13 protein-coding genes and 1 riboswitch are annotated in these 13,836 nt (G+C 65.0%); of the genes, 6 read left to right on the forward strand and 7 right to left on the reverse strand.

What is annotated here, in order from left to right:
• The first annotated feature begins 64 nt into the window (after positions 1–64).
• The 3 genes from N5C18_RS04655 (at position 65) to pnuC (ending at position 4,168) form a co-directional block, all read left to right on the forward strand.
• A complete protein-coding gene (locus tag N5C18_RS04655; protein ID WP_279943945.1) occupies positions 65–1,189 on the forward strand; it encodes a phosphotransferase in 1,125 nt (374 codons plus the stop codon).
• A gap of 43 nt (positions 1,190–1,232) precedes the next feature.
• Positions 1,233–1,328: riboswitch (TPP riboswitch) on the forward strand.
• 69 nt (positions 1,329–1,397) lie between these two features.
• Positions 1,398–3,587 carry a TonB-dependent siderophore receptor gene (locus tag N5C18_RS04660; RefSeq protein ID WP_279943946.1) on the forward strand — a complete coding sequence of 730 codons (2,190 nt, stop codon included), beginning with the start codon at positions 1,398–1,400 and terminating at the stop codon, positions 3,585–3,587.
• A gap of 8 nt (positions 3,588–3,595) precedes the next feature.
• Positions 3,596–4,168, forward strand: a complete 573-nt coding sequence (gene pnuC, locus N5C18_RS04665) for a nicotinamide riboside transporter PnuC (protein WP_053451221.1) — start codon at positions 3,596–3,598, stop codon at positions 4,166–4,168.
• 96 nt (positions 4,169–4,264) lie between these two features.
• On the opposite strand, the gene N5C18_RS04670 is transcribed toward pnuC, so the two are convergent.
• Both N5C18_RS04670 and N5C18_RS04675 read right to left on the reverse strand, forming a co-directional pair.
• Positions 4,265–4,681 carry a hypothetical protein gene (locus N5C18_RS04670; RefSeq protein ID WP_053448474.1) on the reverse strand — a complete coding sequence of 139 codons (417 nt, stop codon included), beginning with the start codon at positions 4,679–4,681 and terminating at the stop codon, positions 4,265–4,267.
• A 151-nt stretch (positions 4,682–4,832) separates the two neighbouring features.
• Positions 4,833–5,807, reverse strand: coding sequence for a Dyp-type peroxidase (locus N5C18_RS04675; RefSeq protein ID WP_279943947.1), 975 nt, complete (start codon positions 5,805–5,807; stop codon positions 4,833–4,835).
• A 410-nt stretch (positions 5,808–6,217) separates the two neighbouring features.
• Between N5C18_RS04675 and N5C18_RS04680 the strand changes: the two genes are divergently transcribed.
• Positions 6,218–7,138, forward strand: a complete 921-nt coding sequence (locus N5C18_RS04680) for a DUF6624 domain-containing protein (RefSeq protein WP_279943948.1) — start codon at positions 6,218–6,220, stop codon at positions 7,136–7,138.
• A 2-nt stretch (positions 7,139–7,140) separates the two neighbouring features.
• Here N5C18_RS04680 and N5C18_RS04685 read toward each other — a convergent pair whose 3' ends face one another.
• Positions 7,141–7,752: a TetR/AcrR family transcriptional regulator gene (locus N5C18_RS04685; RefSeq protein WP_053512003.1), complete on the reverse strand. Its 612-nt coding sequence runs from the start codon at positions 7,750–7,752 to the stop codon at positions 7,141–7,143.
• A gap of 126 nt (positions 7,753–7,878) precedes the next feature.
• On the opposite strand from N5C18_RS04685, the gene N5C18_RS04690 reads away from it, so the two are divergent.
• Positions 7,879–8,913 carry an aldehyde reductase gene (locus N5C18_RS04690; RefSeq protein ID WP_279943950.1) on the forward strand — a complete coding sequence of 345 codons (1,035 nt, stop codon included), beginning with the start codon at positions 7,879–7,881 and terminating at the stop codon, positions 8,911–8,913.
• A 127-nt stretch (positions 8,914–9,040) separates the two neighbouring features.
• Here the strand turns inward: N5C18_RS04690 and N5C18_RS04695 are convergent, their stop codons facing one another.
• Together N5C18_RS04695 and N5C18_RS04700 are read right to left on the reverse strand one after the other, a co-directional pair.
• Positions 9,041–9,616, reverse strand: coding sequence for an Ax21 family protein (locus N5C18_RS04695; protein ID WP_004153562.1), 576 nt, complete (start codon positions 9,614–9,616; stop codon positions 9,041–9,043).
• Between the two features lie 722 nt (positions 9,617–10,338).
• Positions 10,339–11,244, reverse strand: coding sequence for a DNA-binding protein (locus N5C18_RS04700; protein WP_033835817.1), 906 nt, complete (start codon positions 11,242–11,244; stop codon positions 10,339–10,341).
• A 103-nt stretch (positions 11,245–11,347) separates the two neighbouring features.
• Here N5C18_RS04700 and N5C18_RS04705 point away from each other — a divergent pair, with 103 nt between their 5' ends.
• On the forward strand, positions 11,348–12,427 hold the full coding sequence (locus N5C18_RS04705) for a site-specific integrase (RefSeq protein WP_033835818.1): 1,080 nt from the start codon (positions 11,348–11,350) through the stop codon (positions 12,425–12,427).
• A 147-nt stretch (positions 12,428–12,574) separates the two neighbouring features.
• Here the strand turns inward: N5C18_RS04705 and N5C18_RS04710 are convergent, their stop codons facing one another.
• Together N5C18_RS04710 and N5C18_RS04715 are read right to left on the reverse strand one after the other, a co-directional pair.
• Positions 12,575–13,612 (reverse strand): hypothetical protein, encoded by a 1,038-nt coding sequence (locus N5C18_RS04710; RefSeq protein ID WP_279943951.1) that lies wholly within the window; start codon positions 13,610–13,612, stop codon positions 12,575–12,577.
• Position 13,613: 1 nt separating this feature from the next.
• On the reverse strand, positions 13,614–13,832 hold the full coding sequence (locus N5C18_RS04715) for a KTSC domain-containing protein (RefSeq protein ID WP_279943952.1): 219 nt from the start codon (positions 13,830–13,832) through the stop codon (positions 13,614–13,616).
• Positions 13,833–13,836 lie beyond the last annotated feature (4 nt).

Consider the following 13,836-nt stretch of genomic DNA (forward strand, 5'->3'; position numbering starts at 1 on the left):
TTGGCCGCGGGCATGGCGTTGAATGCGCAGCCTTGGATGTGACTTTCCCCTCTCGGGCTGCGGCATGACTTCTTCCTCCCACCGCGTGCAGGGCCTCAACAACGACGAGGTCGCCGCCGACTGGCCACCGATCAGCACGCGGGACATCGGCTGGCTGCGCGAGCACTACCCGCAGCTTGACGGGCAAAGCCAGGCGCGCTGGCACAGCCCGCGGCCACTGTCGGCCGCCGCCATTGTCGACGGCGCGCAGGGTGCGGTGTTCATCAAGCGCCATCACCACAGCGTGCGCAGCGCGGCCTGCCTGGAAGAAGAGCACCGCTTCATCGCGCATCTCGCGGCGGCAGGCCTGCCCGTGGTGCAGGTGCTGGCGGCCGCCGATGGCCATACCGCCGTCGAACAGGGCGAGTGGACCTTTGAACTGCACGCCGTTGGCGTAGGCGACGATCTGTACCGCGATGCAGTGTCATGGTCGCTGCTGACCGATGTCGCGCAGGCCCGCGAAGCCGGCCGCATGCTGGCGCGACTGCACCAGGCTTCGGACAGCTACCACGCGCCGCAGCGCAGCACCCATGTGCTGGTCGCGCGCGACGATCTGATCCGTGCCGACGATCCGATTGCAGCAATCAAGTCTGACCTGGCCACACGCCCCGGCCTGGCCCGCTACCTCGCACGCATCCCGTGGGAAGCCCAGCTCCGCCGCGACGTACTGCCGTGGCACAGCGGCCTGGCCGAGCGCCTGCGCGACGAACCCGGGCTATGGGCGCACAACGACTGGCACGTCTCCAACCTGCTGTGGCGCGACGGCCAGGTCAGCACCGTGCTGGATTTCGGCCTGGCCTCGCCCACCAGCGCACTGTTCGACCTCGCCACCGCGATCGAGCGCAACGCGGTGGCGTGGCTGGAACTGGAGCGCGGCATGGAGGCGGTACGCATCGACATCGCACTGGCGTTGCTCGACGGCTATCGCCAGGTGCTGCCACTGTCGGCCGCGCGCGTGCACCTGCTGGCCGACCTGCTGCCGATGGTCCATTTCGACTTCGCACTGTCCGAAGTGGAGTACTTCGAAGGTGTCACCAGCTCGACCGCGAACGCCGACGTGGCCTGGCAGCCCTTCATGCTGGGGCATCCGGCATGGTTCCACAGCCCGCCCGGTCAGGCACTGCTGCAGGCCCTGCACGCCGCGGCATGAACGCCACCGGCTCGCAAATCCGTACCATTTGTAGTGAAATGGTCACCTGAAGCGGGGGTGCCTGGATCTGCCAGGCTGAGAGAGTCCCTTGGAACCTGATCCGGTTTGCACCGGCGTAGGGAGCTTTGAGCCGCAGCCACACCCCCGTCATGGGCCGTGCACCTGCGCGCCGTCGCTTCGTCTCCCTTGTTGTCCGAAGACGAACCGAATGAACCGCTGCCTGCGCCCCACCCTGCTCTCCCTCGCCCTCTGCGCCGCTCTGCCGCTGCATGCCAGCGAAGCCGACGCTGCTTCCGATGCGGCTGCCACCGGTGCCGAACGTTCGCCCACCGAACTGGCGGCGGTGCGCGTGCAGGCCGGCAAGCCGAAGGCGGATACCTCACGCGTGAATGCCTTCGGTGGCGGTTCGTGGAAGGACACGCCGGCTTCGGTGAACGTGCTCGAGCGCGACTACCTTGATCGCCGCCAGGTGCGTTCGCTGTCCGAGCTGGCCAGCAACGATGCCTCGCTGGGTGATGCGTATGCACCCGTGGGCTATTACCAGAACATCGCCATCCGCGGATTCGCGCTCGATGCCGCCACCGGCTATCGCTTCAACGGCCTGTCCATCGCTGGCGAACAGCGCCTGGCGCTGGAGAACGTGCAGGCGGTGGAGATCCTCAAGGGTGAAGCCGGCCTGGCCGCTGGTGTGATGGCGCCGGGCGGCATCATCAATTACATCGGCAAGCGTCCGGCCGAAGTGCGCACCGCCACGCTCGGCACCGATTCGGAAGGCTCGCGCTACGTCGCCGTCGATGTCGGCCACTGGATCACCCCGCGCTTCGGCCTGCGCTTGAACGCCGCCTGGGATTCCAGCAATTCCTACGTCGAGCACGCCGATGGCCGCCGCAACTTCTACTCGCTGGCCGCCGACTGGCTGATCGGCGAGCGCGGCAAGCTGGAAGTGGATGCCAACTACCAGACCAGTTCGCAGCGCTCGGTGTCCGGCTACCAGCTGCTGGGCGCGCGTGTCCTGCCGCGCGGTGTCGACCGCGAGTACCTGCTCGGCTACCAGCCGTGGCAGCGCCCGGTGGATATCGCCAGCACCAACATCACCGCCCTGCACACCTACGACTTCAACGACGCGTGGCAGTCGCGCGTCTCGGTCGGCCACAGCCGCTCGGTGATCGATGACAACGTCGCCTTCGCCTACGGCTGCTATTACGCCGCGCAATGCGCCGATGGCAGCGTGCCGGGCAACTACTTCGCCCCCAATGGCGACTACGACGTCTACGACTACCGCAGCCCCGACGACACCCGGCGCAACCAGCAGGCGCGTGCCGAGCTGCGCGGCCGCTTCGAGACCGGCACGGTCGGCCACCAGCTGACCGTCGGTGCCGACTATTTCCGCCGCACCGTGGACAAGCGCCCCAGCGTCAACGAGTACGTCGGCACCAGCAACATCCACGACGCGCAGGTGCCGGTGTTCGAGCCGTCGCCGAAGATGCCCGGCCCGTCCGCACGGCGCCTGGACAGCCGCCAGACCGCATTCTTCGCGCTGGACCGGATGAGCTTCGGTGACGACTGGCAATGGCTGGCCGGTGGCCGCTTCGTGCGCCTGGATGAACGCGCGTACGACAAGCGCGGCACCCCGCAGCGCCACAGCCGCCTGTCGCGCTTCCTGCCGCAGACCGCGCTGGTGTGGAAGGCGACCGACCAGCTCAATGCCTACGCCAGCTACGTGCGCGGCATTTCATTGGGCCAGGAAGCGCCGTTCTGGACCAGCAACGCCGATACCTTCCTGCCCTCGGTGCAGTCGCGGCAGCTGGAAGTGGGCGTGAAGTACGTGCCGGTCGAGGCGCTGACGCTGGGCGCGGCGGTGTTCCGCATTTCGCAGCCGTACCAGTACGCCCAGCCCGACAACAGCGACGCTGGCTATACCTTCGTCGAACAGGGCACGCAGACCCATACCGGCCTGGAGCTGACCGCCAACGGCCAGCTGACCGATGCACTGCAGATCGTGGCCAGCGCCAGCGTGCTGCAGGCGCGCGCGCGCGACACCGGCACGCCGGCCCATGAAGGCCATCAGCTGGTGAACGTGCCGAAGGTGCGCGCCAGCGTGCACCTGGCCTACGCGTTGCCCTTCGTGCAGGGCCTGGAGGCGACCGGGGGCTGGCGCTATGCCGGTGCCAACGTCGCCCGTGCCGATGGCGGCGTGCGTGCACCGGACTACTCGGTGTTCGATGCCGGCCTGCGTTTCCAGCATCGCCTGCACCAGCGTGCGGTGACCTGGAACCTGTCGGTGGACAACGTGTTCAACCGCTTCTACTGGCGTGATACCGGCAGCAGCGGCGGTGACTACTACCTGTTCCCCGGCGCACCGCGACAGGCCCGCCTATCGGTGACGTTCGCGCTGTGAGCGGCGCCGTGCTCGAGTGGACTGCCGCGCTGTGCAGCATCCTCGGCGTCTGGCTGATGGCCCGGCGCCGGCTGTCGGCATGGCCGGTGGGCCTGCTGTCGGTGACGTTGTACGGGCTGGTGTTCGCCGAGGCCAAGCTGTACTCGGACACCCTGCTGCAGGTCGCCTTCGGCGGCTTCCTGGTCTACGGCTGGCTCAACTGGCGCCAGCACGCGGCCGACGAGGGCAGCGTCCGCATCGTGCCGCTGGCGCGCGGCAAGCTGCTGCGCGACCTGGCCATCGGGCTGTGCGGCGGCGTGGCGCTGGGCGCGGCCATGCACACCTTCACCGATGCCGCACTGCCGTGGCTGGACGCGATGCTGACCGCGCTGAGCCTGGTCGGCCAGTGGTGGCAGGCGCGCCGCCACGTGGCGTGCTGGTGGGTGTGGATCGCAGTGGACGTGGTCTATGTGGGCGCCTACCTGTTCAAGTCGCTGCACGTGACTGCGGCGCTGTACGTGTTCTTCCTCGGCCTGGCCGTGTTCGGCCTGCGCGCGTGGAGCGCAGCCGCGCGCGAGCCGCAGGGTGCACCCGTACGTTGATGAGGAGGGCCAGGCTGAGCGCTGGCCATCCACAGTAGAGCCACGCCATGCGTGGCTGAGGGGTCACCCGTAGGCGCATCCACGCAGGGCGTGGCGCTACTTCGGTTCCAGCGCCAGGCCCAGCCGCAGCGGCTGGCGCATGTCCGGCGGTGGCGCCTGCAGGGGTGCGGCCAGCAGCGCCGCGCGCAGATCCGCGTCCACCTGCCGGTCGCCCAGGCTGTCGAATTCCAGTTTCGAGATGCGGCCATCGGCGGCGATCCACACGCTGACCGGCAACGGTGTCGGCGTGTCCGGATGCGCCTGCAGCCATTCCAGCACACGCTGGGCCTGCGGGTCCTGCTCCAGCTGCAGGCGCTGCTGCAGCTGGCCGCCCACGGCGGCGGCATAGGCCATCCAGTGCGCAGGAGCGTCCTGCGCGGACACGCTGGCACTCCCCAGTGCCAACGCGCCGAACACCGCGGCCAGCGGACGCCACCAGCGCCGCATGCCGCCCTTGTTCCCTGTCCTGGCCATCGCCTGCCTCCTGCGCTCCCATCCAGCGCGCCATGGTCGGCGTCGTAGATGACAGGCGGATGGCGGAGGGTAGAGTCGAGCTTGCTCGACTGCCTTGGCCTGGTTATGGCGCAGTCGAGCAAGCTCGACTCTACGGCCGCGTAACCGGCGATCAGTCGCCCAGATCGGCCAGCACCTTGCGCGCGGGCGCGAAGAAGGTCACGCCGGTGACGGCGGTGGAGAAGTCCAGGATGCGGTCGTGCAGCGGTGCGGGATTGCCGATGAACATGCGTTCCAGCATCGTCTCGATCACCCACAGGCGGCGCGTGTAGCCGATGAAGTAGGTGCCGTACTCGCTACGGCCCGGCGTGGCGAACGGCATGTTGTCGCGCAGGATCTCGTGCTCGCCGTCGGCGTCCTCGATCGTGCACAGCGTCTTGTGCGACTTCTGCGCATCGGCGGGCGCGTCGTCCAGCTCGATGTTGTCGTGCTTGGTGCGGCCGATGATCGCCTCCTGGGCTTCGGTCTTCTGCGCGCGCCAGGCATCGAGGTTGTGCAGGTACTTCTGCACCACCACGTAACTGCCACCGGCGTGGTCCGGATCTTCGTCGCCGACGATGGTTGCCTCAGGCAACGACAGCCCTTCCGGGTTGGCGGTGCCGTCGACGAAGTCGAGCAGGTCACGGCCATCGAAATAGCGGAAACCGGCCACGTCATCAACGGTTTCCACCGCATCGCCGAAGGCCATCAGCAGGTTGCGCTCGAACGCCACGATCAGGTCCATCGTGCGCGCGCGGATGTGGTACAGCAGGTCGCCCGGCGTGGAGACCGCAGTGTGGGTCGCCCCCTTGATCTCGCGGAACGGCTTCAGTTCGCGCGGCGGCGTGCTGCCCACCAGCGGCTGCCACACGCGATGGCCGATGGCCACGTTGCAGGTGAAGGTGCGCTCGATCTCGCGGATGGCGGTGTTCTTGATCAAGTCGTCGGTACTGGCCAGCACCTCGCGTGCCTTCGCGATCGAGGCCGCGTCATCCTTCACCTTCAACACCAGGAACGCGGCCGAGTGCGTCAGCGGCGCGGTGATCTGCTGCGGCTCGTTGTCGAGCGTGTGGTTGAGGGCGGTGATCGGTGCGGGCTGGGAGTTCACGACGGTTCCTGCTGGCTTGAGGCGGGCGCATCGCGCGCGGCGATGTGCGGGCGATCATAGCGGAACCCCCCTGCCAGCGACGGAGCGGTTCTCAGTTCGCCACTACGCAGAAGGGGCAGCGGGCGCGAAGGCGTCGCGCGGCTGTCCGCGGGTGATCTCGAATGGGTCCCGCCCTTGCCACGCGATACGCAGGAAGGGTCCGGCCAACAGGCCGCGCTCGCGAAACCAGGCGAAGACCTCGGCAGGGCACCATTCGCGGCCGTCCGAAACGGCAATGCCGCACTCACGCAGTGCGGTTCTCCCTGGCTCCGCGCCAGTGTGCCGCCACCCACAGGGCACGAACACTGGCACACTGCAGGTACCGGCGGCATGGCATTGCCCATGAAGCGGCCTTCATGGAGGAAGACACGTTGGCATCCATCCTCACGCCCCAGCTGGCACCGGCATTGCTTGTGCTGCTGCTGGCTGCAACCGGCAGCACCCATGCGGCCGGGGCCGGTTCGTTCTACGAGGCACTGCAGCGCTATCAGGACGACGACGCCAAAGGCTGTGCCGATGCCCTCGGCGCGATGTACCACAACGGTGAGCGCTTCCCGGACGGTGGCGAGCTGTTGCTGGTCGAATGCACCGCCGCCACCGGTGACCACGCCGCGGCGATGGCCTACGTCATCGCGCTGCTGGGCCAGGACCGCCTTCCCCTCGAGGATCTGCTGCACAAGGATCGCCCAGGCCTGAATGCCCTGCGTGCCGGACCGGAGTGGCCACGGATGCTGGCCCGCGCGGAAGCGATGCAGAAACAACGTGCGGGACTGATGGACGAACTCTTGCGCAGGGAACTGCTCGACCGTGAAGCCCGCGACCAGGCCGCGCAGCATGCAGCCATCGCGGACGGCGGCGGCGAGGCCTTCAAGGGCACCGCACCCGTAGCCAAGGCCAATGCGGAGTGGCTGAAGACCGTGATCGCCGAGAAGGGATGGCCGACCCGTTCAAGGGTCGGCCGTGATGGCGCCAAGGCGGCCTGGCTGCTGGTGCAGCACGCCGACCAGGACCCTGATTTCCAGGCCCAGGTGCTGCCGTTGATCGAACACGCCGCCCAGGCAGGCGAGGCTGACCGTGCCGACGTGGCCCTGCTCACCGACCGCGTGCTGGTGGCGCAGGGCAAGCCGCAGCGCTACGGCAGCCAGTTCGTGCAGGGCGACGACGGCGCGATGCAGTTGCGCCCTACCGAAGACATGCCCGGCCTGGACGCGCGGCGCAGCGCCATGGGCCTGCCGTCACTGGCCGAGTACAAGGCGATCCTCGCCGAAAGCTACGGCAAGCCGGTGAACTGATCCTACGGCCCTGCCGCAGGCCGCTGGATCAACCGCTCGAATACCGTACCCAGCAACTCGGCCAGCTCGTCCTCGTCGGCATCGGCAAGGGCCGGCAGCGCGATCATCTGCCGCATTACCTGGAAGCCGGAAATCATCGCCAGGATGAGCGCGGCGCGCTCGGCCCGCTGCGTGCCCTGCAGCGAGGCGGCCACGGTCTCCAGGTGATGCGCGGCGATCTTGTCGCGGCCGATTTCCGCTGCCAGTGGGCTCGATGCGGAATGGAAGGTGATCAGGAATCCGTCCATGGGCGTGGCATCGGCGCGGGTCATCTTCACCAGTGCGCGCGCCAGTGCCTTGCCCGGTTCCGGCTGGTCCATGATGCCGCCGGCAATCAGGCTGCCCTGGGTCATGGTGTCTTCCACCACCTCCGCGAACAGCTGCTCCTTCGAGCCGAAGTAGCGGTTGACCATCATCGCCGTCACCCCGGCCCCGGCCGCGATGTCACGCACTCCAGCACCGTCATAGCCGGACAGGGCGAAGGCCCGGCGTGCGGACGCCAGGATCGCCTCGCGGGTCGCTTCGGCATCACGTTGGCGGGGCTTGCGGGTGGTCGGTGCGGCGGGCGTGTCCATGCGTTAAGTATACAGCTGTAGACAATGACCGGCAACGCATGTATACAGCTGTAGACATAGCCACCCATGCCGCTGGATCCGCGTCGGGATGGCCCGCCAATCCCCCCACGTATCTGGAGAGTTCCCATGAAAACGACCGTCCTGGTGACCGGTGGCACCGGCTTCATCGCCCAGCACTGCATCCTGGCCCTGCTCGCGGCCGGCTACGACGTCCGCACCACGGTGCGCTCACTGTCGCGCGAAGCGGAGGTGCGCCAACAGCTGAAGGTCGGTGGCGCCGAGCCGGGCAATCGCCTCAGCGTGGTGGTGGCCGACCTCGGTCGCGACGAGGGCTGGGCCGAAGCCGTTGCCGGCTGCAGCCACGTGATGCATGGAGCATCGCCTACACCCACCGGCGAACAGACCAGCGAAGAACAGTGGGTGCGCCCGGCCGTGGATGGCAACCTGCGCGTCCTGCGCGCGGCGCGCGACGCCGGCGTGCAACGGGTGGTGCTGACCTCGGCCTTCGGCGCGATCTGTGCCGGCCACGGCGACATCGGCCGCCCGTTCAACGAGACCGACTGGAGCGATCTCTCCGCTGATGTCTGGCTCTACCAGAAGTCGAAGACGCTCTCCGAGCGTGCTGCGTGGGACTTCATCGCGCGCGAGGGCGGTGGCCTGGAGCTCTCGGTGGTGAACCCGACCGCCGTGCTCGGCCCGGTGCTGGGCAGCGACTATTCGCACTCCATCCGCCTGGTGCGCAATCTGCTCCAGGGCCAGAAGGGATCGCCGAAGATCAATTGCGGATTCGTGGACGTGCGGGACGTGGCAGACCTGCACCTGCGTGCGATGACCCATCCGGCGGCCAGCGGCGAGCGCTTCATCGCCATCGCCGGGGACAGCCTCTGGCTGGGCGAGGTGGCAAAGATCCTGAAGCAGCGCATGGGCGCCTCTGCGGGCAAGGTCAGTACCCGTGTCATTCCCAACTGGGTGATGCGCCTGGGCGCACTGAAGGACCCGGCGCTGCGTGGCTCGATCCCACTGCTGGGCCGCACCATGAACGCAACCAGCGAGAAGGCGCAGCGCATGCTGGGGTGGTCACCGCGTTCGCGCGAGGACGCCATCGTGGCGACCGCCGAAAGCCTGATCAGGCTCGGGCTGGTGCAGACCCCCGATCACTGAGGCCCGCGATGCAGGTGAACGGGATGCCCATAAAAGTGAAGCCCGGCGCGAGGCCGGGCTTCGGTTGACGTGTGGGAGAGAGAGAGAGTCACACGCCAGCACAACACGCACTAACGACAGGCGTTTGTTACCAGGTGAAGCGCGGGCCCACGAACCACTCGCGGTCGCCGGCCTTGGCCAGCTTCACTTCGCCACTCAGGCCCCAGTTCTGGTTGAACTTGGCGGTGGCGCCGACGCGGCCGTAGAACTCGCCGTCCGGGTTGTAGCCATGCTTCTTGCTGAAATCTTCGTAGCCGGCCATCACGTAGCCTTCCACGTACGGGTTGAACGCGGTGCGCACGCCCACTTCGGTGGAGTAGCCGTTGAAGTCCAGGCCGCGCTTTTCGTCGTACTTCTGGTACGCAACGCGCGCCACCAGGTCGGTGTTCGGTGCGATGCCGTAGTTGTAGCCGACACCCAGACGCCACTGGTCGACGTCGTTCTTGAACTTGTCGGTCTCCTGCGCGCTGTAGTCGCCGAAGATGTGGAAGTTCGGGTGCACCGCAACGGAACCCTTCACCTTCCAGCCATCGGCGTCGCCGCCCTTGGCATCGGTGTTCACATAGCCGCCTTCAACGTAGTTGTACGACAGGCCGTCGGTTGCCGATGCAGCGAACGGCAGAGCAGCCAGAAGACCCAGGGCAAGCAGCGAATTCTTGTTCATCGGGACACACCTTTAATTATTTTGGTTTCGTCGACCGCCTCCCGAGAGGGGGAGAGAGAGGAGGCGATCGACAGGTGTGAATTATCCGTTAGGGGATCTAATCGACCCTGAATATTGAACTGACTGGTATATAAATATGGTTGCCGTTCAGGGAACTCGCCATGCGCCATTGTAGCCACGTGCCCATAGTTGGGCACTTGAACGCCAACTATGGGAACACATCGGCGTCCCAACTATGGTGACGAAGCAGGTAAATCTGTTACCAAGCGCCAAGTAAAAGTGTTACGTGTTCGAACACGGCGCCGTCGGAACGTGAGCCTTTGCTCATCATCCTACGATCCTATTCCGGCCTGGCATGCCGAGTGCTTCAATCCAAGATGCAGCCATGCTGCCCGCGCTTGGACGGGCTCAGGCTAAGGATTCTTTCGAAAGAACTTCAAATGCAGCCATCGCGCCCGCACTTGCACTCCGAAGCGTCAGGTACCATGGCATAGACGCTAAGGACTCCCTCAATGAACGACACTGATCGAGAGATCATGCTGGTTGCCATGGTAATCGTCGGATTTGCGGTCTCATTCGTCTGTTGGGCTGCCTGGCTAGCTCGCAGAACGCGACTTGCGCGGAGTCAGCGGACTGGCCTCCGGCGCAAATGAAGCCGGCCCTTTCTTTCGTGTGCCCTGGAAGTTGGCACCCGTGTCAGCTATTAGGAGCGCGGCACAGCGCTATTGTTTTGGGCGTCTGCGAGCCGCAGGCGGACGAACTTCTTTGGATCGCTTGAGCGCCACTTCCAGCTGAGCTGGCAAATCTCGAAGCCCTGAAAGTTGCCCCTCAAGCGCGTCACATTTGCCGCGCAGGATATCGGCAGACTGACTGGCCGTGGCGGCCGCTGATTGGGCGGCCTGGATGTCCTGACGCAGCTGCTTCTCAAGGGCCCTGTGTTGTTCGGATGCCTTGCTTTGCTGCACCTGGAGTTCCTTCACCTCCTGGCGGGCTCGATCCACATCGCTGAGCGCTCGATTCTCGACAGATCTGACGTACTCGGTCCAGTCCTCCCGCTCAGATTTCGCCGTCTCTCGGGCCTCGTGAAGCCGGACGTCGAGTTGCTGTCTCGCTGTCTCGGTTCGGTCGGCTCTTCGACGCTCGAGGTCGCGCTGCTCTGCAAGTTCAGAGATCTGTAGCTGAAGCTGGTCGACCAAGTGCTGCAGCTCTGAAGCTTGGGTCGTTGCAATTCTTTCCCCGGTGATTGCGACGTCACGCTCTGCACGCATTTGCGCCAGCTCTTCAGCCGCAAGTCGGGAACTGGCCTCCAGCGCATCACGCTCGGCAGCCAGGGCCCGCTCGGACGATGCAAGCTCTCGACGGGCGGCCTCCTGGGCATGCTTCAGCGCCAACTCCCACCATTGCCCGGCGAGTTCTACCAACACCGCTGGCGCATCTTCCAAGTCCGGACGCACTGGCTGCAGGCGCGTGCCAAGTCGGTTCCACCATGTTTCCAGCCAGCGGGTCACCGTGTTCGGCGAGCCTGTGCCCAGGTGAGCCCGGATCCGCTCTACGGTTGGGCGTTCGCCCTTGGCGACCAACTCGTCGGCGGCGGTATGGACGTCAGTTTCGGTGATGCCGCGGGCCATGCGAAGTCTCCTGTACTGGCACCCTACTCTGCTGATAACGTACTCACGATAAGTGATGATTATCGCTAGTAAGGCCCCTATTTCATAGCATACATTACATAGTATGAAGCGAAGTAACGCATTACCCACCACCTCCGCGACTGTCACCAGCTTGGTACTGCCCGAGCAATTGGCCCAGCAGGCCGCGGACGCGGTGCGGGAGCTGCTGGCCGAAGCCGCGGCCGCCAACACCACTCGCAGCTATGCCACCGCCCTGCGCTACTGGGCCGGCTGGCACCAAGGCCGTTACGGGGTCGAACTGGCATTGCCAGTCAGTGAGGCCGTGGTAATCCAGTTCCTGGTCGACCACATTCAGCGCAAGAGCAAGGCCACTCTAGTCAGCGAACTGCCACTGAGGCTGGATCAAGCCTTGGTGGCCGCTGGTCTCAAGGCCAAGGTCGGGCCGCTCAAGCTCTCGACTGTGGTCCAACGCGTGGCCGTTCTGTCCACAGCACACAAGCTCAAGCGCCTAGCCAACCCCTGTGAGCTGCCCAGTATCAGAACACTGCTCAGTCGGGCCCGGCGGGCTGCGGTCAAACGCGGCGAACGCCCCGCAAAGAAGACCGCCATCACCCGCGACGAACTGGAAGCCATGCTGGCCACCTGTGGCGACAGCCTCGAAGGCCTGCGTGACCGTGCCCTGCTCTGCTTTGGGTTCGCCAGCGGCGGACGCCGGCGCAGCGAGATCGCAGCGGCCGACATGCGCGACCTGCGCAAGGTTGGAGATGACGGCTACATCTATCGTCTGGAGTACTCGAAGACCCAGCAGGCTGGGGTGAAAGCAGATTCGACACCAGACAAGCCAATCTTGGGACGCAGTGCTGAAGCGCTGTTAGCGTGGCTCGAGGCCGCGGGGATTCGTGAGGGAGCGATCTTTCGGCGGATCTGGAAGGAGCGGGTCGGCCCTGCCCTGCTCCCGGGCTCGGTGGCCGCGATCGTGAAGCGCCGTGCCCGGTTGGCTGGGTTGGAGGGGGATTTTGGGGCGCACAGTCTCAGGTCGGGATTTGTCACCGAAGCTGGCAAGCAAGGCGTGCCTTTGCCGGCGGTGGTGGCCATGACAGAACATCGTTCTGTTGCGAGCGTGATTGGCTACTTCCAGGCCGGAGCTGCGGAAGATAACCCTGCCGCTCGCTTGCTGAAGTGATCTGATCTCGTCTGCAAACGGCCAGGCCCGAGATCAGCATTTGCATGGCCCGTCATCATCGAATGCTATAAAACGACCGAAAACTAACTTACAGGCTCAAGGCGCTAACTCGGGGCAAGGCAGCCTGCAGGGCGGCACTTCGAACTCTCAGGCGCAAAGGTCGCCGATCTCGCGTTCGACGAGCCGGAAACGCTCCTTGACCTCTTCACCCGCATAAAAAGCGAGCATGTCTTCCTTGGTGAGGGTCCCCTCGGCGAGGAACTTGATGAGGTAGCGCTGATTGAATTCGGCAAGAAGGATACCTTTCTCGATCTGCGCGAGGATCTGCTTCATATTGTCGATGTTGGCGGTGACGAGGTGCTTCACCAACGCCATGTCTCGCGCATCCTTAATCAGCCGGTTCACGATGATTTTGAGGACGTCGGTGTCGAGCTCGAGCGTCTTCGCATTGAGTGCGATGTCGCGCGCCAGCATGTAAGCGATGGCGAGATTGCGATAATCGCCCTTCTGGGAATCAATAATTGCGATCAGGCCGATACCGGGGAGGAACTTCAGGTCCTGGACGGCGGCGAGGATGCTGTTGTCGATGAGCGACGCGTCGAACACGATGATTCCGGCCTGGCCGTCGCGATTGGCCTGCGCTTCAAGCAGTTGGCTCCAGGCGGTATCCGCCTTTTTGGTGAATACGTCCTTGGTCTGGATGTCCCCCAGGCGGATGCTCTTGTCGAACTTGCACTCGATCGCGATCCGCTTGCCACTGTCGCCGGCTAGATGGCACACAATATCGCCTGTCTTGTTGCGGCGGATCGTACCGGCGCGATCGCCGGTCAGTTCGATCCTGTCGGGGATCTTCTGGCGATCGAAAAACTCCGACAGGAAGTCGGCGATATCGGCCTCAGCGAGCACGCCCTTCACCGCCGACCGATAGAAAAGTTCCTTCTTCATGTCGAAGATGAGCTTCAGGCTTTCGAGCTCGGTGCCGAGCTCGTTCGCGGTTCGCGAGAGGAAGCTCGAAAGCCGGTCCTCCATGAGCGCCAGAACGCCGATATAGAGGGCCTTGTGGAGCTGCTCATCGCGATCCGCGGCGGCGAGCTTGTTGAAGAATTCGAACAAGATTTTGTTGTCGACCTCGAATGCACCGAACTGAACGCGAATATTTTTCTGATCGAGGCTGACAAGTGGCATCTTAGACCCGGCTGTAACGATAATGACCCTTGATGGACGCCGCGAGGAACTCCCCCTTCGATACGGCCTGATCGAAGGCCTGAGCGATCTGCGGCGGAATCTCGTAATAATGATAGCGGCTGCCGTTGAGAAACTCGACCTCGAGCAGTAGCTGATCCTCTTCATAGCGGATTGCGGCGATGTTCGACGAAGTAAAGGGAGCGAATTCGTGCCAAGCCATGTGT

Source organism: Stenotrophomonas sp. GD03930, from assembly GCF_029839665.1.
Lineage (GTDB): Bacteria > Pseudomonadota > Gammaproteobacteria > Xanthomonadales > Xanthomonadaceae > Stenotrophomonas > Stenotrophomonas forensis.